At 55.3% G+C, this 22,256-nt stretch carries 15 protein-coding genes and 5 pseudogenes; 11 read left to right on the top strand and 9 right to left on the bottom strand.

From position 1 onward, the window contains the following. Positions 1–109 precede the first annotated feature (109 nt). Positions 110–346 (bottom strand): annotated as a pseudogene (locus AB2B48_RS24490) (PIN domain-containing protein); the annotation flags it as partial. A 53-nt stretch (positions 347–399) separates the two neighbouring features. Continuing rightward, positions 400–1,104 carry an IS6-like element IS26 family transposase gene (locus AB2B48_RS24485; protein WP_001067855.1) on the bottom strand — a complete coding sequence of 235 codons (705 nt, stop codon included), beginning with the start codon at positions 1,102–1,104 and terminating at the stop codon, positions 400–402. Positions 1,105–1,167: 63 nt separating this feature from the next. On the opposite strand from AB2B48_RS24485, the pseudogene AB2B48_RS24480 reads away from it, so the two are divergent. The 4 genes and pseudogenes from AB2B48_RS24480 to AB2B48_RS24465 form a co-directional block, all read left to right on the top strand. Further along, positions 1,168–1,467: pseudogene (locus tag AB2B48_RS24480) on the top strand (helix-turn-helix domain-containing protein); the annotation flags it as partial. A gap of 184 nt (positions 1,468–1,651) precedes the next feature. Then, positions 1,652–2,209, top strand: coding sequence for an OsmC family protein (locus AB2B48_RS24475; protein WP_000108589.1), 558 nt, complete (start codon positions 1,652–1,654; stop codon positions 2,207–2,209). A 141-nt stretch (positions 2,210–2,350) separates the two neighbouring features. Further along, the gene (locus AB2B48_RS24470) at positions 2,351–2,932 is read left to right on the top strand and encodes a TetR/AcrR family transcriptional regulator (RefSeq protein ID WP_000210409.1); all 582 of its coding nucleotides are present in this window, start codon (positions 2,351–2,353) and stop codon (positions 2,930–2,932) included. A gap of 4 nt (positions 2,933–2,936) precedes the next feature. After that, complete coding sequence (locus AB2B48_RS24465) at positions 2,937–3,275, top strand: carboxymuconolactone decarboxylase family protein (protein ID WP_000888080.1); 339 nt, start codon at positions 2,937–2,939, stop codon at positions 3,273–3,275. Between the two features lie 29 nt (positions 3,276–3,304). Here AB2B48_RS24465 and AB2B48_RS24460 read toward each other — a convergent pair whose 3' ends face one another. Next, complete coding sequence (locus AB2B48_RS24460) at positions 3,305–3,634, bottom strand: thioredoxin family protein (protein ID WP_002431133.1); 330 nt, start codon at positions 3,632–3,634, stop codon at positions 3,305–3,307. A gap of 213 nt (positions 3,635–3,847) precedes the next feature. On the opposite strand from AB2B48_RS24460, the gene AB2B48_RS24455 reads away from it, so the two are divergent. The 3 genes from AB2B48_RS24455 (at position 3,848) to AB2B48_RS24445 (ending at position 6,560) form a co-directional block, all read left to right on the top strand. Then, entirely contained in the window at positions 3,848–4,954 is a 1,107-nt protein-coding gene (locus tag AB2B48_RS24455) for an alkene reductase (protein ID WP_087788076.1), read from the top strand. Between the two features lie 65 nt (positions 4,955–5,019). Beyond that, on the top strand, positions 5,020–5,721 hold the full coding sequence (locus AB2B48_RS24450) for a DsbA family oxidoreductase (protein WP_001194072.1): 702 nt from the start codon (positions 5,020–5,022) through the stop codon (positions 5,719–5,721). Positions 5,722–5,786: 65 nt separating this feature from the next. Beyond that, a complete protein-coding gene (locus tag AB2B48_RS24445) occupies positions 5,787–6,560 on the top strand; it encodes an SDR family NAD(P)-dependent oxidoreductase (RefSeq protein WP_368302046.1) in 774 nt (257 codons plus the stop codon). 210 nt (positions 6,561–6,770) lie between these two features. Here the strand turns inward: AB2B48_RS24445 and AB2B48_RS24440 are convergent. Further along, positions 6,771–7,118, bottom strand: a pseudogene (locus tag AB2B48_RS24440) (EamA family transporter); the annotation flags it as partial. A 240-nt stretch (positions 7,119–7,358) separates the two neighbouring features. Here AB2B48_RS24440 and AB2B48_RS24435 point away from each other — a divergent pair. The 3 genes and pseudogenes from AB2B48_RS24435 to AB2B48_RS24425 form a co-directional block, all read left to right on the top strand. Then, entirely contained in the window at positions 7,359–8,111 is a 753-nt protein-coding gene (locus tag AB2B48_RS24435; protein WP_004729622.1) for an alpha/beta hydrolase family protein, read from the top strand. 50 nt (positions 8,112–8,161) lie between these two features. Then, positions 8,162–8,451 (top strand): annotated as a pseudogene (locus tag AB2B48_RS24430) (Tn3 family transposase); the annotation flags it as partial. Positions 8,452–8,502: 51 nt separating this feature from the next. Then, positions 8,503–8,733, top strand: a pseudogene (locus AB2B48_RS24425) (IS1 family transposase); the annotation flags it as partial. 200 nt (positions 8,734–8,933) lie between these two features. Here AB2B48_RS24425 and AB2B48_RS24420 read toward each other — a convergent pair. Then, positions 8,934–10,484, bottom strand: a complete 1,551-nt coding sequence (locus AB2B48_RS24420; protein ID WP_220438721.1) for a methyl-accepting chemotaxis protein — start codon at positions 10,482–10,484, stop codon at positions 8,934–8,936. Positions 10,485–10,628: 144 nt separating this feature from the next. Here AB2B48_RS24420 and AB2B48_RS24415 point away from each other — a divergent pair, with 144 nt between their 5' ends. After that, positions 10,629–11,399: a TraX family protein gene (locus AB2B48_RS24415; protein WP_220438719.1), complete on the top strand. Its 771-nt coding sequence runs from the start codon at positions 10,629–10,631 to the stop codon at positions 11,397–11,399. A gap of 760 nt (positions 11,400–12,159) precedes the next feature. Here AB2B48_RS24415 and repA read toward each other — a convergent pair. The 4 genes from repA to traD form a co-directional block, all read right to left on the bottom strand. Beyond that, entirely contained in the window at positions 12,160–13,062 is a 903-nt protein-coding gene (gene repA, locus AB2B48_RS24410) for a plasmid replication initiator RepA (RefSeq protein WP_368302045.1), read from the bottom strand. Between the two features lie 603 nt (positions 13,063–13,665). Further along, the gene (locus AB2B48_RS24405; RefSeq protein ID WP_333909465.1) at positions 13,666–14,406 is read right to left on the bottom strand and encodes a thioredoxin domain-containing protein; all 741 of its coding nucleotides are present in this window, start codon (positions 14,404–14,406) and stop codon (positions 13,666–13,668) included. Positions 14,407–14,462: 56 nt separating this feature from the next. Next, positions 14,463–19,679 carry a conjugative transfer relaxase/helicase TraI gene (gene traI, locus AB2B48_RS24400; protein WP_368302044.1) on the bottom strand — a complete coding sequence of 1,739 codons (5,217 nt, stop codon included), beginning with the start codon at positions 19,677–19,679 and terminating at the stop codon, positions 14,463–14,465. Further along, on the bottom strand, positions 19,676–22,123 hold the full coding sequence (gene traD / locus AB2B48_RS24395; RefSeq protein WP_368302043.1) for a type IV conjugative transfer system coupling protein TraD: 2,448 nt from the start codon (positions 22,121–22,123) through the stop codon (positions 19,676–19,678). Before traD ends, traI begins: the two co-directional genes overlap by 4 nt. Between the last annotated feature and the right edge of the window lie 133 nt (positions 22,124–22,256).

Here is a 22,256-nt window from a genome sequence, read left to right as displayed (position 1 = left end):
GGGTTGCGTTATGCGGACCTGAAATAAAATGTACTGTTGACATGACATTCACTCTCTTCTGCGACCTTCGCCGCTCATGTTTCATTTTGCTGACCGTGGCCAGCCACTGTCATTTAGCCCAATCTTCCAGTTTCAGCCCCGGTACCCGCTCAAACTCCCGCGTATTATTAGTCACCAGAATGGCCCCGGCGGCGATGGCGTGCCCGGCGATCGCCGTGTCATTGGGACCAATCGGCGTGCCGGCGGTGCGCAGGGCCACTTTGATGTCGGTGGTGGCGTCCACCGCGGCGCGGTCCCAGGGCAGGATAGCATCGAGACGGGCGCAGAACGCGTCTACCAGTTCGATAGGCACTGTTGCAAAGTTAGCGATGAGGCAGCCTTTTGTCTTATTCAAAGGCCTTACATTTCAAAAACTCTGCTTACCAGGCGCATTTCGCCCAGGGGATCACCATAATAAAATGCTGAGGCCTGGCCTTTGCGTAGTGCACGCATCACCTCAATACCTTTGATGGTGGCGTAAGCCGTCTTCATGGATTTAAATCCCAGCGTGGCGCCGATTATCCGTTTCAGTTTGCCATGATCGCATTCAATCACGTTGTTCCGGTACTTAATCTGTCGGTGTTCAACGTCAGACGGGCACCGGCCTTCGCGTTTGAGCAGAGCAAGCGCGCGACCATAGGCGGGCGCTTTATCCGTGTTGATGAATCGCGGGATCTGCCACTTCTTCACGTTGTTGAGGATTTTACCCAGAAACCGGTATGCAGCTTTGCTGTTACGACGGGAGGAGAGATAAAAATCGACAGTGCGGCCCCGGCTGTCGACGGCCCGGTACAGATACGCCCAGCGGCCATTGACCTTCACGTAGGTTTCATCCATGTGCCACGGGCAAAGATCGGAAGGGTTACGCCAGTACCAGCGCAGCCGTTTTTCCATTTCAGGCGCATAACGCTGAACCCAGCGGTAAATCGTGGAGTGATCGACATTCACTCCGCGTTCAGCCAGCATCTCCTGCAGCTCACGGTAACTGATGCCGTATTTGCAGTACCAGCGTACGGCCCACAGAATGATGTCACGCTGAAAATGCCGGCCTTTGAATGGGTTCATGTGCAGCTCCATCAGCAAAAGGGGATGATAAGTTTATCACCACCGACTATTTGCAACAGTGCCCATTGTCTCGCACTCGGAGGCGTTGACTTGACCAGTCCGGCCGGAAAAATGACTATGCAGGTAATTTCTGCTGTAGCGGAGTTTGAGCGGGATTTGCTGCTTGAGCGAACGTATTCAGGTATTGCGAGGGCAAAAGCGGCTGGAAAACGCTTCGGTCGCCCCCCCATCCTGAGCGAGGAACAAAAGCAAACAGTGACAGAGCGCCTAAATGCTGGCATCAGTATCAGTGCTATTGCCCGGGAATTTAATACCACCCGCCAGACTATCCTTCGGGTAAAAGCTGGATTGCTGCAAGAGTGAGCAGCTGGGAAGATTATAAAAAAATCAAATGGTTATTATGAAATAAAACAGCCTGCTGGGTTCTTTTCCCCCTATTTTTTATAAAAGAGTAGACAAAAGAGGTTCGCGACATTAATCTACCAACTAGATGGTTGGTGCTGATTACACCAGCTATACCTTTTATCGAGAAATTACAGGAGCCATTATGTCTACTACCGTTAAACCTTCTGCAGACGCAGCTGCGATCCACAATACCCGTGAAGCAGTTCGCAGCCAGCCTGGCCTGGGTAACCTGACTTTCCAGATGAAAGCCCGTTCCAGCGGCGGATTAACCGTTCGCACAGAGACCGGCGCCACAATCCAGAACGGCGTTATCGATACCAGCCGTGTGGGGAAATTTTCTAATATCGGTGATGAACCCGCAGGTTTACTCGGCACCGATACCGGCATGAGCCCGACTGAATACATCATGCAGGCGCTGGCTGGCTGTTATACCGCTACCCTTACCATGATGGCTGCTGAAAAAGGGATCGACCTGGACGGTATCGAGCTGGATCTTAATTTCGATATCAACCTCAACGGCTTCCTTGGGCTGGACAGCAACGTGCGTAAAGGTGCGAAATCTATTCGCGTCGATGTTCACCTTACGAGCAAGACCGCCAGTCGCGAGGAGTTAGAAGCGCTGGTCAGCGAAATGCAAAAGAATTCGCCAATCCACGATACTCTGGCTAATCCGGTTGAAATGATTACACGCCTGGCGTGATGTCAGAGATGTAATGCTGCCATTCAGAATGCAGGATGGCAGTGACGTTCAGCTCTGCACGATACTGAGTCAGTGATACAACTTGCTACGGAAAAATAGCAACAATATAATCTATCAACTAGTAGATTATATGGAGTAATTATGACAACCATGACACGGGAACGGCTGCTCAGCGAAGCAGAACACCTGATGCGCGAAAAAGGGTATTCAGCATTCAGCTATGCTGATTTATCAAAAATAGTGGGTATCACCAAGGCCAGTATTCATCACCATTTCCCGACCAAAGATATTCTGGGTGAGCAGGTGGTAATACAGGCGTTCTCTGATACACAACGCGTATTTGAGCAGATAGAGGCGACTGAGAAAAGCGCGGAGAGAAGAATTGCGGCTTACATCGATATCTTCGCGCAAAGCCATAAAGCTTCGCTACTGCCACTGTGTTGTGCGTTGTCAGCAGAGACCGCCAATCTGCCTCAGGCAATTACTGTACAGACATCACTTTATTTCGATATGCAAATCGAGTGGCTCACAAAAGTCGTCAGGGCGGGCATGGAGTCAGGTGAGTTTTCATCCCATGCCGAACCATCAGATATTGCTTTGATGATCATTAATGTCTGTGAAGGCTCAAGCGTAGTGGCGCATGCAACGGCCAGACCCGAAGTCTTCGCCAACAGCCTTAAGTATATAAAACTGCTTCTTAATACCCCTCATTCAGGAGAATGACACTATGCTGGACTGGAACAACTATCGCTCAGAGTTAATGCAACGTTTAGGCGAGTTGGGCAAACTGACCCCCGAGACCATGAAAGGCGTGGTTGCCCTGGGCAACGCAGGTAACAAAACTGACCTTTTGGGCGCAAAAGTGCGTGAACTCATTGCCCTGGCGTGCGCAGTCACAACCCGCTGCGACGGCTGTATTGCTTTTCACGCCGACGCCGCTGTGAAAGCCGGTGCAACCGACGCTGAAATTGCTGAAGCGCTGGGCGTGGCGATTAACCTCAACGCTGGCGCGGCGGTCATTTATTCAGCCCGCACTCTGGATGCCGTCGGTCAGGCACGCGGTTAAGCATTAATAAATTCCACGTTAAAAGGGCATTACTGCCCTTTTTTTATGTCCGCAATAGCCTGAGCATATACCGATGCAGGTTTCACACCCGGTATGCGTTTAACTAATTGCCCTTCATGAAATATCAGCACAGACGGCAGCCCCCAGATCTCGTATTTGGTTGTCAGCACCGGTGCCTGATCTACATTGACTTTCCCCACCTGAATATCTCTATCGAGCCGGTCTGCAAACTGACTGAACATTTCTTCGCTGGCCTGACAGGGCGGACACCAGGGTGCAGAGAAACGTACCACCGATATTCCTTTGTACTGCTCTATCTGGCGGAAATTATCTTCGTTATAAGCTGTTAATGTACGCATGGTGATGACCTCGCAAAATGAGTGACAATTCAGAAATGGCTGCGTTATGACAAAAAAATACGACACAGCCATTGACCTACCTACTAGATGGTTGGTATATTGCCACCCATCAGATGTTTATGCAACTCCAGTGCGCGACGTCCAGTCGATGATACTGCCGGGCTGTGCAAATCCCTGCCGGGATACTCCTTTTTGTTTTTTGTGAGGTATACGATGAGTAAGCTTTTCACCCCCTACAATCTGTCTGGCCTGGCGTTAAAAAACCGTGTAGTCATGGCACCGATGACCCGCACCCGCACCATGAATGACGTGCCGGATGAGGTCGTGGCTTTGTACTATGCACAGCGTGCTTCTGCTGGCCTGCTCATCACCGAAGGGATGCCGGTTTCAGAAGAAGGCCGGGGTTACCTTTATACCCCTGGTATCTACAACGACGAACACGTCCAGGGCTGGCGTAAGGTGACACAAGCGGTTCACGCCAAAGGTGGCCGTATTTTCGCGCAGCTCTGGCACGTCGGCCGTATGTCTCACGTCTCTCTTCAGCCAGGCCACATAGCGCCGGTTTCAGCGGGCACCGTTCAGGCGGTCAATACCACCGTTTTTGCGCTGACCGAATCCGGAGAACCGGGCCCGGTTGTACCAAGCCAGCCACGCGCGCTGGAAACGCATGAAGTTAAACGCATCACTGCAGACTTCGTGCACTCCGCACGCCTGGCGATTGAAGCCGGCTTTGACGGCGTGGAAATCATGGCGGCAAACGGATTCATCTTTGACCAGTTCCTCAGTAGCGAACTGAACACCCGCACCGACGAATACGGCGGCTCGGTGGAAAATCGTCAGCGTTTCCTGCTGGAGACCATTGACGCCGTGGCGGAAGCCGTGGGTAACAGCCACGTTGCCGTGCGCCTGTCACCGTTCGGCCGCATTTATGACCTCGCGCCGTATGAAGGTGAAGAGCAAACCTGGTCAGCCATCACCGACGCGCTCGGTCAGCGGGAACTGGCCTACGTACACCTTTACTATCAGCCGGTGTACACCAAAGCGCCACTTCCGGAAGGCTTCCGCCGCCGTTTTCGCAACACGTTTAAAGGCACCATCATCGCTGCCGGCGGTTTTACCCGTGATATCGCAGAGCAGGCTCTGGAAGATGATGAGCTGGATCTGGTGGCATTTGGTGTGCCCTACATCGCTAACCCGGATCTGGTTGAAAGAATGCAAAACGGCTGGCCACTGGCAGAAAGTGACCGCGCCACCTACTACGGCGTCAGTGGTTCCCCGGAAAAAGGCTATACCGATTACCCGGTCTGGCAGGCGCAATAAATCCCATACGGTCGCGGTTCTCTGATAAGTGAGATCCGACCGCCCAACGTCTTTGAGGAATCATTATGCAAACGCTGAAACCCACCCTTACCATCGATATCTGGTCAGATTTGGTCTGCCCGTGGTGCTGGATTGCTAAAAAAAGATTTGAACAGGGTCTGAATCGCTTTGAATTTCGCGACCAGGTGGTGATCCGCCATCACAGCTACCGTCTGGCCGGTGGTACTCCCGCGATGCCTTTTAAGGATGCCATCGTTAAAAAGCTGGGCAGTCAGCATTCAGCGGAGCTGATGATGAATCAGGTGGGCACCGCCGGTAAATCTGAAGGTCTGATCTACAACTTCGACGGCATGATGTTTGGTGATACAGAAGATGCACACACCCTGCTGGTTGCCGCGCGTAAGGCCGGAATTGCGGACGCGGTGGAAGAACGTTTTTATCATGGCAGTATCACCGAAGGTCGCTCTCTCTTTGACCGTCAGCAGCTCGTTGCCATGGCCGTAGAAGCCGGTATGCCGAAAGCTGACGCTGAAGCCGCCCTGGAAAATGACGATTTTCGCGCCACCGTTTCCGACGATGAAGCCCACGCACAGTCTATTGGCCTCAGCGGCGTTCCGGTTTTTGTGATGAACGAAAAATATGCCATCAGCGGGGCTCAGGCAGCAGATAACTTTTTGAATGCCCTGCGTCAGGTCTGGGATGAACAGCAAACCGAATTTTCAGCCACTGCGGGTCAGACCTGCGGAACGGATGGCTGCAGTATTTAATCCGTCAACCGCCGGCAGTTTCACGCTGCCGGCAACGTCTTACCCACCAGTAATGGAGTCAGAAAATGAACACTTTTTTCAAAGGTAAAAAACTGCTCGTCGTCGGCGGTACCAGCGGCATGGGCCTGGCCGTGGCACGCATGGTACTGGAAGCGGGCGGCAGTGTCGTGCTGACCGGGAATAAAAAAGACAAAGCCGAAGCGGTGCAAAAAGAAGTGAGCCCTCTGGGACCGGTTGCGGTCATCGCGGCGAACCTGATGACCGAAGAAGGTATGGAAACTATCCGTCAGGAAATTAATGCTCACCATCGCGATATCAGCCTGATGGTGAATGCCGCCGGTATCTTCATGCCCAAAGGATTTACCGAGCACAGCTTTGCCGATTATGACATGTATCTTTCGCTGAACCGAGCCACGTTCTTTATTACACAGGATGTCGTGAAGAACATGCTCGCCGCGAAGCTCGAAGGGTCTATCGTCAACGTCGGTTCGATTGGTGCTCAGGCTGCACTGGGTGACTCGCCGGCCTCGGCCTATTCAATGGCAAAAGCGGGTCTGCATGCCCTGACGCGTAATCTGGCGATTGAGCTGGCCAGCGCGGGTATTCGTGTCAACGCGGTGTCTCCCGGGATTGTTCATACGCCGATATACGAAGGCTTCATGGACAAAGCGGATATCGCAGATGCTATGAAGTCGCTGAACGATTTCCACCCGCTGGGACGCGTCGGAACTGCCGAAGATGTGGCAAACACTATTCTCTTCCTGTTGTCTGACAAAACCTCATGGGTGACGGGCGCTATCTGGGATGTCGATGCGGGCATCATGGCGGCCAGACGATAACCCCGTGACGCTGGCATAAGCCGCCCCTTAAGGGCGGCATTTTTTTGTCGCCAGACATGTCATCAGCAGGCTTCACTAAGAATATTCACGACCTGTTCATCCGTGCCTTTTGTGTTCCCGGCACAGGGTGTTATGCCGGGTTCTGACGACATCCTGACAGGACAAAACGGCCAGAGAGAAAGGGGTTATACACGATGAGGAGCCGGTAACGGAGAGTGATTCCCCTTTAAATAATCCGTGGATCACCATCGCAAACTGTACGGCACCAAAAAGTAACAGCGCACCTGCCCCGGTATCGAGATGGATATAGGCGACAGAGAAGAGCACTGCGTACACCATGAGGTAAAATCCGCTCAGCGGACGCCACAGCGATAATGTAGTTTTTGCGTGATAAAACAAGAAAGGTGACAGGACGAGTGCACCACTGGCCAGCCTGAGGCTGCTGAATGAAAGGGGATCAATGTGGCCTCCCTGCAGGGCCAGACGGCACAGAATAGAGTTTGCAGCAAACGCCAGCATTGCCAGGGATATTTTAAGAATGAGCGCGCAATTGGCCATTCAGTGAGACCTCATAAAATTCTTGTAACCTACCATCTAGTTGGTAGCATAGCGTAAGTGATCACCGAACAGGAAGCAATAATCAGCTTTCAAACTGGAAGGTGAGGACAGGCATTCGGAATGAATTCTGTTTCACATCCCCAGTAGAGGAAGGAAAACGCGTAATGCCAGATGCAGAGCAGAAGATTATTTTTCCCTGCGATCAAACATATGAAATCAGTTTAAGACCTGGAATATCCTATGAAAAAACTAAAATTTACGTTCAAAAATGCGGCTGGTGAAGAACTGGCCGGATTGCTTGAACTTCCTGAAAATCCTAAAGCGTTTGCGCTGTTAGCTCATTGTTTTACGTGTGGCAAAGACCTCAAAGGCGCGGCGCGTATTGCGCGGAAACTGACAGAGAATGCTATCGCCGTTCTCCGGTTTGATTTTACTGGTCTGGGAAACAGCGAAGGGGATTTTTCCAACACCAACTTCTCATCCAATATTTCGGACCTGCTTTGCGCGGTAGATTATCTCCGCCGACAGTACGAAGCGCCTTCTTTGCTCATCGGCCATAGCCTGGGGGGATCGGCCATTCTGTCTATTGCCGGCGAAGTTCCTGAGGCAAAGGCCGTTGTCACCATAGGATCACCCGGAGAACTGACACACGTAAAACGTCTTTTTAAGGATGATGTTGAAAACATTAACCAGCATGGAGCCTATCCCGTTGAGCTGGCCGGGCGGGTATTTACCTTAAAGAAACAGATGCTGGACAATATTCAGGAACACAAAATCGCTCATAAGGTGTTCGCCATGAACAAGCCTCTGCTTATTTTTCATGCGACTGAAGATGATACTGTGTTAATTGAGCAGGCCGAAAAAATATTCAAAGCAGCAAAGCATCCCAAGAGTTTCATTTCGTTGGGTAAGGCGGATCACCTTCTGACTCATGCTCAGGATGCTGAATACGTTGCCGATATCATTATATCGTGGAGCGAATGTTACCTATAAACAGAGTAAATGCGTTCAAACTCGTAGCGCAGAGGGCGATTTTCTGCAGAGATCGGACGCTGTTTATGCTGGACTGATTTTGCGATAAAGGCTTAGGCCGATGCATACAGGCGGGGCTGAATAAGGGTGAGGCCCTTGGGCGAGCATCCTTCATGCACCGGCTGAATGAAATCAGGGATCTGGGGGTGGGAGGATCAGCGTTACCACGCCACCGGCGCTGACACTACATACGGCGGCGATAACACTCTGGAATACGGTTTATATAGAAAGAACCATTGAGCCGCTTAAGCAAAAAGGAGTCCCTGTTAATGAACTGCTGGTCTCTCATCCTTCTCCACTGCTGTACAAAATATAGTCTTAGCGTGGGATAATTTCCGTTTTCCAAGCGGACCCCTTTGAGGTCGTGGTATGGATGACGGATGGCTGGCCGCTGTATGAATCCCGCCTGAAGGGAAAGCTGCACGTAATCAGCAAGCGTTACACTCAGCGAATTGAGCGGCATAACCTGAATCTGAGACAACATCTGGCAAGGCTGGGACGGAAGTCACTGTCGTTCTCAAAATCGGTGGAGCTGCATGACAAGGTCATCGGGCATTATCTGAACATAAAACACTATCAGTAAGTTGGGGTCATTACCAGAAAATGCGCTGGCGTGATACCGCGCATGAACATCAAGCATAGACCAGGAAAATTAATGTGAGATGGGTCACTGCGAAGGGTGCGAACTGTATTACCGGGTAGCGGCTACGCCTTACCCGGCCTACAGAAACGTAGGCCCGTGCAAGCGCAGCGCCGCCGGGCATTAAGGGCTACAGGGAGGAATTATGCCGGTTCCGGCAGTCTGAAGCTGGCGATGCTCTGGGTCAGGTGTTTCGCCTGCTCTTCCAGCGAGGCGGCCGCGGCCGCGGACTCCTGCACCAGGGCGGCGTTTTGCTGGGTGACGCCGTCCATCTCGGTTACCGCCTGGCCGACCTGGCCGATGCCACGGCTCTGCTCTTCCGACGCCACCGAGATCTGCTCCATCAGCGCGTTCACCTTATTGACCGAATTGATAATGGCATGGATCACCTCCCCCGAGCGATTCACCAGCTGAGAACCGTTTTTCACGCTGGAGACCGACTGGGCGATCAGGTTTTCGATATCCTTCGCCGCCACGGCGCTCTTCTGCGCCAGGGTACGGACTTCCGTTGCCACCACCGCAAATCCCCGTCCCTGGGTGCCGGCGCGGGCGGCTTCAACCGCGGCGTTCAACGCCAGAATATTGGTCTGGAAGGCGATGCTGTTAATCACGCTGGTAATATCTTCGATACGCTGGGAGTTAGCGGCGATGGTGTTCATGGTCTCGATCACCTCGCGGGTCACGGCCTCCCCCGTGCGGGCGTTATTCACCGCATCCTGCACCAGCTTCCCGGCCTGATACACATTGTCGGTATTATTGGCGACGGTAGCGCTCAGCTGCTCCATGCTGGCGGCGGTTTCCGTCAGGGCTGACGCCTGCTGCTCGGTACGCGAGGCCAGATCGATGTTGCCGGAGGCAATTTCCTGCGAAGCGTAATTGACGGTACGGCAGGCTTCACGCACCTGAGAGATAGTCTCCAGCAGGGCCAGACGCATCTGCTCCATCGAGCCCATCAGCAGATCGATTTCGTTGTTCGAGCCCGCTTTTTGCGGCACCGCTTCCGTCAGCTGACCGGCAGCGATCTGGCTGCAGTGCGCCCGCGCCAGGTTAATCGGGGCAAAGACAAACCGCTTCATCAGTACGCTCACGCCGATAATCACCACCACAAACAGCGCAGCAAAGGCGGCAATAATGGCTAAGCCAGAGGCAAAGTGGGATCGCGCATCGTCATTCAGCTGTTTCGCGTATTTCTGGTGCACGGAGAGCACCTGGTCGAGGACGATTTCGTACTGGCGGTCGAGACGGGAGATCTGCGGGATCAGGGCATCAAATTTTGCCGCGTCATGCGCCGAGGCCGCATCAATCAGCGGTGCCAGTCCCTGATTACGGTAGGCAAGCCAGGCGTCGTCGTAATTTTTCACTAACGGAGCTTCATCCGCCAGACGCGGCGCGGCATTAAAGGCGGCAAACGCGCCATCGGCCTTGGTCAGCGCCAGCTTTACCGAGTCCAGCTTCTCCGCAAGACCGGCGGTATCTCCGCTCTCCGCCTGCTTCATGTACTCCATGACCCGCACGCGCAGGGTACGGCTGTGGTTAATGGGATCGATAATGGATAACACCACCTGGATCTCTTTATTCACGTTATCCAGTGAATCATTGCTTTTAATGGCCAGCCAGACATTGGTTGCGGCACTGGCAACAAAGAAAAACAGCAAAGCGAGCAGAATGGCAAGGGACGACTTTTTCAACGACATAACTACCTCAGATATAAAACTGTCTAAAGTGTTATCGGCATCCGCCCCTTAATATTGAATTAAAGTTAGGCTATTTGCATTCTAGGGTTGGAGTTCATCCATTCTAACCCTTGATTCTTAGTCGGAGTCCAAAGGGGAACAGTAATGAGCGATCTATCCGCAATACAGCGCCGGACGTTTCGTTTAAATATCCTACAGTTGAGTCCTCGGTCACTCGATACGATAAAGCTTGTTGCGTTTCTGGCGATGCTGCTCGATCACTTCAACACGCTATTCCTGTCGCCAGCTCGCCCCGAGATGTATGCGATCGGCCGGATGGCCTTTCCACTGTTCTGCCTGGTATGGGCCATAAACATACAGAGAACGCCCGAGAAACTCCCGCTGCGCGCGAAACGTCTATGGAAGTGGGCAATAATCACCCAACCCATTTTTTATCTGGCGTTCAACAAACACGACCCGTGGTATGCGGCCAATATTCTGTTCGTTTTTGCGGTCGGCACGCAGCTGCTGGCGTGGATGCACTTACATGGAAAAAAAGGACTTCTCCGTTGCGGCCTTCTTATTCTGGCAAGTCTGCCATTGCTGGCGCCAGCCAGTTACGGCCTTCAGGGACTGGTACTGGCCCTTTCACTGGCAATTTGGTTGTCACCAGTTTTCAACGAGAAGAATATCATTCCAGAGACGTTGATATCCGCTGCGCTGCTGACTCTGAACGGTGTTGCTCACATCGGAACACAGCCGGCAAATACTCTGCTCTACGCCGTATTGCCTACGGTGATCTTACCTCTGGCCACAATCTCAGTTGCACAGAAAGTCTCGCTCAAAAACGACAAACGGTTCATGCCACGCAACTTCTTTTACGTATCTTATTTTGGCCATTTACTGCTATTTGGCGTGCTCACTGCGACCTTTTAATACGTGCGATGCCGCCGCCAACTGTTTGATGCGCTACGCGCATGGGAGCGCAGCGATACGACCGCGCAGTATTGCGCGGGGTTTTTCTTTTCCGGCTCCGGGGTGAGCCTGGCGCTGCATTTAAATGACCTGATGACGGTGAGAACGACAGTTCACCCCCCCATCCTGATTAGCCATACGGGCTATTCGCGACACAGAGCCTTTATGGCGCGGTCGGAGTGGTCACGGCAAGGCTTTGCCGCCGCCGGGGCGTATCTCCGCGTTAGCGGCCCACAGGGGCGCTTACGAGCGTGTTCCTCGATACTCCAGCGACTAAAGACATGTGGCTCAATGCTAGTTACAACATCCATCATCAAAAACGGCGCAGTTCCGGCCCTTCGGGCCGGGGCGGGGTCGTTCTGGTGGTGGCTGCGCCGGTGCTGCTGATTTGCGCGCGTCAGCGCCCGTCGTTAAGACGGGAGGCACTTCATTTCTGAGCGGCGTGGCCGTGGCCACTGCAAGCGAAGTCATCCACAGAGCGATAGCGCTTAAGTTCTTTTTTTCTGTAGAGAAGTAAAGATAAGGTCACCATGCATTCAGCCTTCTGATTGCATAGAAAAATGAAAACCACTTGCATTTAAATGTTGATAACACGAGCCAGCCTCGTGGCCAGACGCGCAGCGAGGTGAATGCGGTGAGTCAGTCGCGGGAAATTTGTACAGCGAGGCGGGACGGACGTGCAGAAGCCTCCGCCGTTAAGCGGATAGTTTACAAGGGAGGGTCATTCTCTGGGGCGGGCGACGGCGTTAATCCAGGCGATACGCTTATTGACCAGATGGCGGAACTCGGTCAGGGAGAGCCCCTGATGTTGCCCCTGGCTCATCTCAAGCTGGATCTGGCAGGAAACCTGGTGCCGTAAATCCGGCTCATCATGGCGGGCTATCAGCGTGGCCATCTTCTGCTGCTGGCGGATATGACGGTCGTTCTTACGCTTCTGCCAGGCCACTTCAATCAGCTTTTCTTTCTGCCGGCGGCGCGCTTCGCTGAGCGTGAGGGGTTTTTCCCCCTTCTTCACCAGTCCCTGGTTTATCCAGGCGAGCTGCTGATTGCGGGCGTGCTGCCAGGCTTCCGCCGTCGAGCCGGCCATATCAAAGAAGCGATCGGTGACTTCGATATCGGCAGGGAAAAACTGGCGGGTCACCTTATCCCACAACAGCTTATAGGAAATGAGACCAAACGCGGCCAGATCCTGCGCGGCGCGTGTGGCTCGTGTGATGGACTCATTGCCGGCTGCCGAGTGTGTGGCCAGTCCGGCTTCACGAGCCAGCGTGGTAAAGCTGACAGGGACGGTACCGCTGACAATATTGAGGTGATACACCATTGCCTGGACCAGCGCGTTCATTGCCCGCGCACGATGCCGGTTGAAATGGCGCTTACGATCGAGAGGCTGGTGTGTTTTATGGTGAAAGGCGTCGTAAAAGTAAAAACCTTCCCAGCGGGAGATATCCCGTTTTCCGAGCATCCCCAGCAGGCGACGGTTAAACGCAGGTAGCGTATGTTTATGGTGCTCCGGGCGACAGAATGCCGGCATCGGGTTCACAACATAGCATTGACGTGAGTGGGTGGTCGTTTTATTCATCCGGCCCGAACTTGTGGTGGCCGGATGTTGTTTTCTGAATTGCATGCGTTATAATCCTTCACAGGCACAGCGCCTGCTTTTGGACCCCTCGGTATCTGACGATCTCCCGCCAAGTTGATGACAGATACCGGGGGGTTTTTGCGTTCAGGGCAACCCGTTCAGGCTCACCCCGCTCCCGGACGATTTCAGGATTCGTCCATTCCATTATCCTTCTCCCACCAGTCCGCATTTACTGATGGCAGCCGTACTTTTTTCATCAACGGTGACCATATCACCTCACCACAAGGCGTTACCGGCATTGCCAGCGTTCATGGCCACTCTCTTCATGAAAAAAGCGTAATTTAATCAGTGTAAAGCCCCACCACAAGGCGACACACTGGAATCGGAGTTTATCGTGTTGTATCTCTGAATTCCAGCAGCGGCGGTGCAGAAATCTGCGGTTTGATCTGATTTTTTCCGGAGGATCGACATAACTGTGAAATCGATCTGCGAAAGGACGGGGAAAGTCTGTCCCTGAAGCGCCCTCTGGCGGGAAAGGCTTCAGGTCATGGCTCACGGGTTGCTTACCAGAACCCTGGCGGCGGGGAAAACCTGCCTTTCCTCGCCACCAGGGTTGGACAACGGCGCATGGCGCCGGCGTCAGTGACGTTAATAGCCTGCTTTATCTATCGCGGCCAGCAGCTGCCCGGCACTCACAGTGCCCGGAAAAACGCTAATCGTGGAGAGTGACGGATTTTTCAGTGGCATGACTATCAGACCGGGAGTACCGGTCAGCCCAATCGCCTGGGCCAGGTCATCGTTGCGCGCCAGCGCGGCCGACATCACTTCAGGTTTCCACGAGGAGGGCATCCGGGCGGCTATCGTGGCGTTTTCGATATCCCCGGACGACAGCGCGCCTTCAGCATGGCCCGTGTGGAAAATGCCGTTGTGGTATTTCAGGTAGGCGTCTGCCCCCGCCGCTTTCCAGATAGCCAGTCCACGCTCTGCAGCCTGTTCTGACGCGGGCCAGCGCTCACCAAAAATAGGCCACTCTTTGAACAGGAACTTTGCTCCAGCGCGTTCGCTCATGACCTTTTCCAGCGTGGGGGCAAGGTGACTGCAGTGCACGCACTGATAATCAAAGAATTCTATGACGGCCACGCTGGCACTGGCCGGGCCGACCACTGGCGTATCCGGGTCGGCTACAATCTCCTGCAGGTGGTTCATCACGTTCAGGGCAAACACCTGTTGTTGCCGTTCACGTTGTTGCGCCTGCAGCTTCTGCGAAACCGTAACCAGTACTTCCGGATGGGCAACCAGATAATCTGTCGCTATCTGGCCGATACGGGCCTCCTGCTCCGGGGTGAAAACCGGCGGCGTGGCCGCCGTTGCTGTGTTTAAAAAACACATGTATGTTGTAACTATTGTTGCCAGTAATACGTTGTGTTTCATCATAGCTCCTGCTCTTATCGTTCTTTCTGGATATGACGGGTCTGGCCGTGGCCATGTTCGTCATGCTCGGGCATACGCCCCTGTTCTCTTTCCGGCATCATCCGGGCTTTCTCAGCGGCCGCCTGCTCTGCCATCTCACCAGCCACCCGCGTGGCCAGCTGACGGTCGCCCGTCTGCCCCGTTTCCGGTACCACCTGGTTATCGAGGTCCATACCCGCTTTTCTGGCGGCCCGCGCATCATCCACATTGCCCGTGGTCGCCTCCTCAGCCCTTCGCAGTACGTCCGGCCCGATACTGTCCACCACCGGCTCTTTATCGGGCTCAGTCAGCACAGGCAGGTGTTCTTCCGGCAGACGCAGGGCAGATTCAGGAATAACCACCTCAGGCTTCGCCATGTCTGGTTTATCCGGTTTGACCTGGCTTACCAGCGCCTGCAGCTCCGCACTCTCGTTTTGTGCCTGGATAACACTGGCCACCACGAGGCTTTCGTCTGGCACAACAGCACCACGGGTCAGCCTGAGCAAAGATTCTGACGGCGGCACATCACCGGTTTGCCACACCACCCCATCCCGTGGGTGTTTTCTCGCGGTGGCCAGCGCATCATCAAAAGAGGCGGCCACGCGGGTTTCACCGCTGCGGCTTTGCTGCAGTATTCCCGCCTGCACACCATCGGTCGCCACCATCCGCGTCTCCCCCTGGGTCAGTCGCCCTGCCTCCGAGGCAACCAGCGACACCAGTGCCAGGCCCGCATTCTTTCCGTTCTGGTCAAACAGACGAATCGCGATTGCCGGCTCCGGGTGTCGCCGGGTCGCCGGGATCACTTTGATGTTCAGCGCATCCGCCGGCAGATTCTGGTGCCGGAACCAGGTCCGTCCGATGGCGGTTTTCCCTGCTGGTTGCCCCATTGCCCAGATAGCTTTCGCCTGCTGCCGTTGCGTTTCCGGCTTCAGCGCATCATGTGCCGTTTTAAGCTCCTTATCCGGCGTTTTCACGGCATCCAGCCACTTACGGACACCATCCGAGTAAATCTGCACATGTTCTTTTGCACGGGATGCCGTGATGTAGAAAGCCCGGAGTGTGGCCAGGCCGCGACGGCCTTCTTCCGTTCCCTCGAGGGAAATCACGTAATCACGGCTGGTCCCCTGTGCGCCGTACCCTGTCACCGCCCAGCCATAGTCAATATGCTGTTCGGCACGCACCGCTGCGGGCTGGATAACCTTACGTCCGTGTTCGCCCTGCATGACCAGCTCGCCGTTCTCCCTCACCTCACTGACCGTGAATTTTTCATTCCCCGCCTGCCCCAGGTCGCGCGCGGTGGCCGTAAAGCGCAGGACATCCCCACCGCGAACGGTAATTTCCCGCCGGCGGAACAACTGCACATCACCGGTAATGAGTTCTTTCGGGGACAACAAGGCCAGCTTGCCCTCTTCATTTCTCACCGAAATGAGGTCGCCGTTCCGGTCGACACCGACCACGTCCTGGTAGTTGTCGCCCCGCTTAACCACCATCCCGGTTTCCCAGGATTTCGTTTTATTAAACTCATGGCGGGTATGCCTGATGTTCTCCAGAATGGGTACGGTCACCGCGCGGTCGCCCAGCTCTCCCCGTTCCGCGAGTCCTTGCCGGATAGCCTGATTCACCGCCTGACGGTCGCTGTTCAGCTGTGTAATGATCAGCGTTCGTGCCCTGACCTCGGGGGTTCTCCCCAGCCAGTCGGCCGCAATATCGTCTACCGGCGTGTCCGTCTCCTGAACGGAACTGCCCGGCGATGCCGCGCCGGCTTCACGGGCTACCTTGTCAGGGCTGACCGCTGAAATCCGGCTGATCGCCGCGTCCACGCGGTTATCAATGATGTCGTGAACCGCATTTTTCAGCTGCAGCTCTTTCTGGCGCACAATCTCCTTCATGATCACCACATCCAGCGGGCTACGCTCCTGAACCAGTCTGAACGGCGCACCGGAATCGACCGCTTCAAACTGGTCTTTATCCCCCATGATCACGGCCCGACCGCCACCATTCTGGATCGCCTGATAGAGCGCGGCCGTGTCCTGGTTGCCGCTCATCGAGGACTCATCGATAAGAAACATTCTCCCCTGATAGTCCGGTTTATCACCGGCCGCGACACGCTGATCATGCTCGACAATGAATGATTTAATCGTCTGGGAAACGAGCCCGACGTCTGACATCTCTTTCACCGCCTGGTGAGTCGGGGCCAGCCCCTGCAGCTCGACGCGCGCCCCCTGGGGTAAGGTCTCAAGCGCGGCCTTAACCGCTTTCACCTGGGTCGTTTTCCCCACGCCGGCGTAACCCTGCACCCCGATAAACTGGTCGGTGGTGCCCAGCACCATCCGGGTAGCCGTTTTCTGGCCATCGGTCAGGCCATTCAGCAGGGATTCATCCACCTGCGATATCAGCGCCGGCTGCGTGTTTTTCCCCTCATCAATCGTCCTGATGATGGCCTTTTCCATCTCCCAGGTTTCACGGGCAACGAGGCGTGTTTCGCCGTTCACATTGACCGCCAGCAAGCCCCCGGCTTTAATTTCCTTGCTGATTTCATCCTGGATATCGAGCACATTATTGTGGTACTCGCCGGCGGCGGCCGTCAGCTTCAGTTCGCTGAAGCTCACTTCCCGCTGATCGCCAATGGCACGCGCTAACGCCAGCGCCGCCCCCGATTTCACCCCATCCTGCAATGTGGACACCGCCTCAGTCATGTCCTCACGCCCGCTGAGCCGGCGGACCAGCTGCACTGGCGAGGTGTTACTCTGCATCCGCTGCAGACGGGCTTCCGCTCTCTCCGTGGTTTCTGCGGTAAAGACCTCGGCCCGGTCTCCCGACTGCGCCAGTGAGTTCATGGTCTGGGCCGTGATATCCCTGGCGTTCAGCGCCGCCAGCACGATGCCGCTGTCATTGTCACGTCCGCCCGGTGCCGCCACATAACCGTGTGTGAAATAAAACGGCTGGTCTGTTCGCAGTTCGACCGCCTTGCCTTTGTGCTCCACCGTCAGACTGGTTGCTGAAACCGCCGATACCGTCAGGCGGTCCTTCGCTTTAACGCCGGCAGACTTACTGGCCGCCACGGCAACCAGTTTTTCCCCGGTCGCCACGTTAATGTCTTCGCGGTTGAAGAGACGCCAGTCGGGCGTGATATCACTCAGCTTCTGACGTACCAGCACCCCGTCCTGGTCAATCAGGGATAAGACACGCGTCACTTCATGGACCCGGTCAATCACGAAGTGACGCGTTTCTCTGGCATCGCTGCGGTCTTCCAGCACCTGGCCTGGCCTGTACGACCCCGTCATTTTACGGGTTTTGCTGTCGAGCCAGACCGGGGTACGCGTCTCGACAGTGACACTGTCACGCTCAAGCTGACCGGCATTCTGTAAGGCATCACGGATCAGACTGGTCAGATGTTTTTGCTCGCGCTGCCCAATCACCACAGCAGTCACGGCATCCGCTCCCCCGCTGAGTTCAGCGTAACGGGTCGCCAGGGCATCGTAGCGGTCACGCTTGTCCGCGATGCTCTGCACCGTCGTTTCCAGCCCGGTGACCTGCATGTTGTAACGGGTCCGGCTGACACCGGCGGACTCGAGTACCGACATCGCGTTCCCATTGGCCTGACGACCGGCGCTGTCGAGGAAAATGAGCTGTGCATTCTTCTCCCGTGCTTCGCCCAGCAGTACCAGGGTTTCCTTCAGCCCCAGACGTTCAGCCCCTTCCACAATCAGCGTGCTTTGCGGCTTCAGGGAAAATTCCCCGCTGAGGAGCTGCGGTCGCCCGATCAGTTTGTCTTTCAGTTCTTCGGCTTTTGCGAGCGAGGCCGCGCGCTCTGCCGAACTGGCCAGCACCCGGACATCACGTCCACGGGCCGTGCCGGACTCCGCCAGTGTCCGGGTCAGATCTCTGATACCGGCAACGCCTGAAGGTGCATTAATCAGTACCAGCGCATCCGTTTCGATATTTCTGAGCGTGTCCGGCGCGGGCGGAGCCGTTCGCTCGAAACTCACCACCCGCCCGGACTGGAGATGCTCTTTGCTGAGCGCCTGAATAGAGAGTTCGTCGAGCAGGTGGATACGCGAGGTGAACACGCCTTTTTCACTATCAAGCGGAATGATGATCCCTTCTTTCAATGCCGTATTGATGCTGGCTTTAAGCTCGCCGGCATCAGGCAGTCGGTCGCTGAACTCCGTTGTGGCCAGCAATAACTCACCCCAGGTAAAACGGGTTTTGCTGTCACTCAGATGCGATACCGCCATCATCACGGCGTTGCTGATTTCCGCACGGTCGTGCTGGCCAGGTTGCTCTCTCTCCATGCCCGGCGGGACCGCCCGCTCTGCGGCCGTCCGCATGTAATCGTGCAGATCGAAGCCTTTATCACGCATCTGCTGGTTCCAGCGTTCCATCAGACGCAGGCGCGACGGGTCAACCTTCGCCTGCCGGGTATCTTTAGCCGCCACATCACGGCTACGCAGCGTGGCCTCGGCCCCGACCGCGCCCTCGATTTCTTTCCCACGGGAGGAAAACTCCTCTCTGACCTCTTCCGGTACGCCCTTAATTTCCCACATTCCGTGTGGGCCCACTTCTTCAATCTCATGGCCGAGCGCTTCAACCCGTTCCCGCAGCGCGTTACGGTAAATTTTCCCCAGCGTGACCTGCATTTTCATCACGGTTTCGATGAAGCCGGCGTTGTGAATATAGTCAGTGGCCAGCGCTTTCCACTTGCCGTCGGACTCGGTCATGTTGGCCACAATCAGGTGAGTATGCAGCTGCGGATCAAGGTTACGGGAGGTATCGTGGGTGAACGCGGCGGCCACCATCTTTCCGGTCGGCACAATCGAGGTGATGCCGTCACGGGTATCCCGTGCGGAGATGAGTTTCTCTACATAGCCGGCGGCGATCTCAACCGCCTGGTTATGCGCCTCCAGCATGCCTTTGTCATTGCCAATCAACGCCAGCACTGAAACACTTTTCGGAGCCGAAAACGTCAGGTCATGCCCGGCCCGGTGAACGTGGTTACCGTCAATCTCGCGTCCCAGACGCTCACCATTATCCAGAAAGCCGTGCAGCACGGCGGTCAGGTTATCCCCCCGGACAGCGCCTTCCAGCCCCAGGGCTTTGGCCCCTTCGCCTATCCAGAGGCTTTGCAGGTTTCCGAGGAAGTAATAGTTATCAGAACTCATGTAATAGCCGGCGGCATCGCCGGCTGAAGCTACAGGGGCAACGGACATCATCGTTCAGGCTCTCCGTCATAGTGGTCAAAGTCATAGTCGTGATATCCGGGATCGTCCGGATGGCGATGGTGGAGGATGTTTTCTTCCTCCCGAGCCATATGCCGGGTGGCCCGGTGGCTGTCATTGCCCTGCATCTCATCGTCCCGATGTTCAGGTGCGCCAGCCGTTGTCAGCAGCCATTCACCGTCCTCCCACGTCGTCACCTTCATATCGAGATCCATCGTTTCGCCCTCACCACTGCCGTCCTCTTCCGGCGACGCACTGGCAGATTGCTGCTTCCGGCGGTTCAGGAGCGCGAGCGCGCCCCCGGCCGGGGCCACCGGTACGGCCTCCGGTGCTGATGGGCGCGGCGCAGCGGTACGCTGCAGCTCGACAACATTCGACTCCCCGGCAGAAGGCGGTTTACGGTTTGTCGGGGTCGGGGTTCTGGCGGGGGATTCAGGGGGGGTTATCGGTGCTGGCGGTGCTGGCGGTGGGGTCTCCTGCGGTGATGCCCTGGTTACCGGGGGCCGCTCAGGTGCCACTGCCGGCTGTTGCTTCGCCGGACGGGAGAAAGGAACCGGCTCTGGTGCCTGTGGTACCGGGTTTCCCTCCAGAATTTCTTCCCCGGTTGGGAAGGTCAGGCCGGCAATAGACGCCGCACGCTCGTTCTCCTGAATAACCTTTTCCAGCTCCGGGCTGAGCGCATCGCGGATATTACGCTCGATGATCCCCGGATGAAGTTTGGCTTGCTTGCGGTATCTCAGTTTCAGGCGGACAACCGGGTATTCCCCTGGCAGACGGACATAGAAACTGAGATTGGGCAGCCGCATAATCTGTTCGTAATCCACGATCGGGTCATTCACCTCGTCTTTGCCGAGTGATACCCCGTCACGCACCTGGTCAAGGCCATAGCTGTTCTGCTCGCGGATTTTCCGTTTACGCTGATTGCCCAGCTCTTCCTCCACCACTTTGGCCATCTCTGCACTCGGAGAACGGCCATACATACGGGTATTCATCAGGTCAAAGATGCTTTTGGCCAGTTCACGACCGTAGATGTGCACCAGCTGCGCCATGTTCTGCATCCCCAGCACAAAACAACCACCGAACTTACGCGCTTCCGCCAGCGTTTCGGCCAGCTCCGGGATACGCTGCAGGCTCGTCGCTTCATCGATAATGAACCAGACGCGCCGGTCGCTGTTTTCCCCCATGCTCTGCAACATCAGCGTGGCCAGTGACACCCAGAGTGAAATCAGCGGCCTGACGCTCTTGCGGTGACGGGCCTGGGTCGAGATGAACAGCCAGCTGTTGTCATAACGCTCCTGCGTCATCCATTCACGGATAGTGAAGGGTGGCTTGCTGCCGTCATCCAGCCCCTGCAGGTAGCGCAGCGCTTTGGCGTAGTTCGTCACCACCGAGCGAATAGAGATGGCCGTTTTCTCAATTTTCTCCTCCACCAGGTTCGCGGATGGGGTGTTGGCCAGATAGCCACGCAGGCTTTTCATGCTGAGTGACAGCAGGGTTTTGAGAAACTTCTCGATGCTGCGATCGGGGTCGACCGACATGCGTATGGCGAGGTCGGCAAAGATGGTGCGCGAGCTGGACACCCAGAACGGGTCGGACTCCCCTTCGACCGGGATAAGACTGGCGGCCAGGTTGTCGTAGTCGACCGCATCAACACACTCACCCCACATATGCCAGTTGGCGCAACGTGCATCATGGGCATTGAGGATGAAATCGGTGTCTGGTTTGTAATGCGTTTCCGTGAAGGTACAGCCCGAATCGTAGATAATCGCCCGGTCGCCGCGTTTGCGGATATGGTCCAGAAGCCAGCGGATGAGCGTTGATTTACCCACGCCGATGGTACCGTGCATCAGAAAATTCAGTACCTCAGCCATCCTGACCATATGCAGGTCACCTACGCGGAGATCGGACAGCTCGTCATTGCGCTTAAGCAGCCGATTCACCTCTGCCGGTTTATCGGTCAGCGTCATGCCCGAGATGTATTCGTCTTCACTCTCCTTACGCCCGACACGGGTCACAAACCAGGTGATGGCCAGAAAAATCACCAGGCTGATACTGCCGCTAATGATTGCTGCGCGCTGTGCGCCAGCCACAAATCGCTCACCCATAACCTGCATGTAAGGATCGGCCAGAATCTGCGGCAGGGTCATTTTCAGAATTAACGTGGTATTTGCCGGCGCGTAAAAGTAATGAATGTCGTAGACGCGGCCTTTTCCTGGGGACATCAGCACAGTGAAACTTTCATTCAGCCGTGCCAGCCAGTACCAGGTGCCGTTATCCATCGTTTCGGCGGGCATCGAGAGATAAAAAATGGCGGCGCCCATCGCGAGGAACAACAGGAATATCCAGTAACCGATCCAGTTGTTCACCTGCAGAAACATGCGCCAGCGATAGGCGGTCATCTGACCGCCCTGGGTAAGGTATTTTCCTGCAAAGCTCATAGATGTTGTCCAGCGTTTATCGCATCACCGGTGCGGTGATGGGCATAATCAGGGAAGAAAGGGTAAAGAAGGGGGGGGTAATCCGGGCTCAGGGAAAGGAGAGCCGCCGGTTCATTCCAGCAGAGTCAGTTCA

The organism is Kluyvera sichuanensis, assembly GCF_040930405.1.
Classification (GTDB): Bacteria; Pseudomonadota; Gammaproteobacteria; order Enterobacterales; family Enterobacteriaceae; genus Kluyvera; species Kluyvera sichuanensis.
This window is presented reverse-complemented; position numbering and strand designations above follow the sequence as displayed.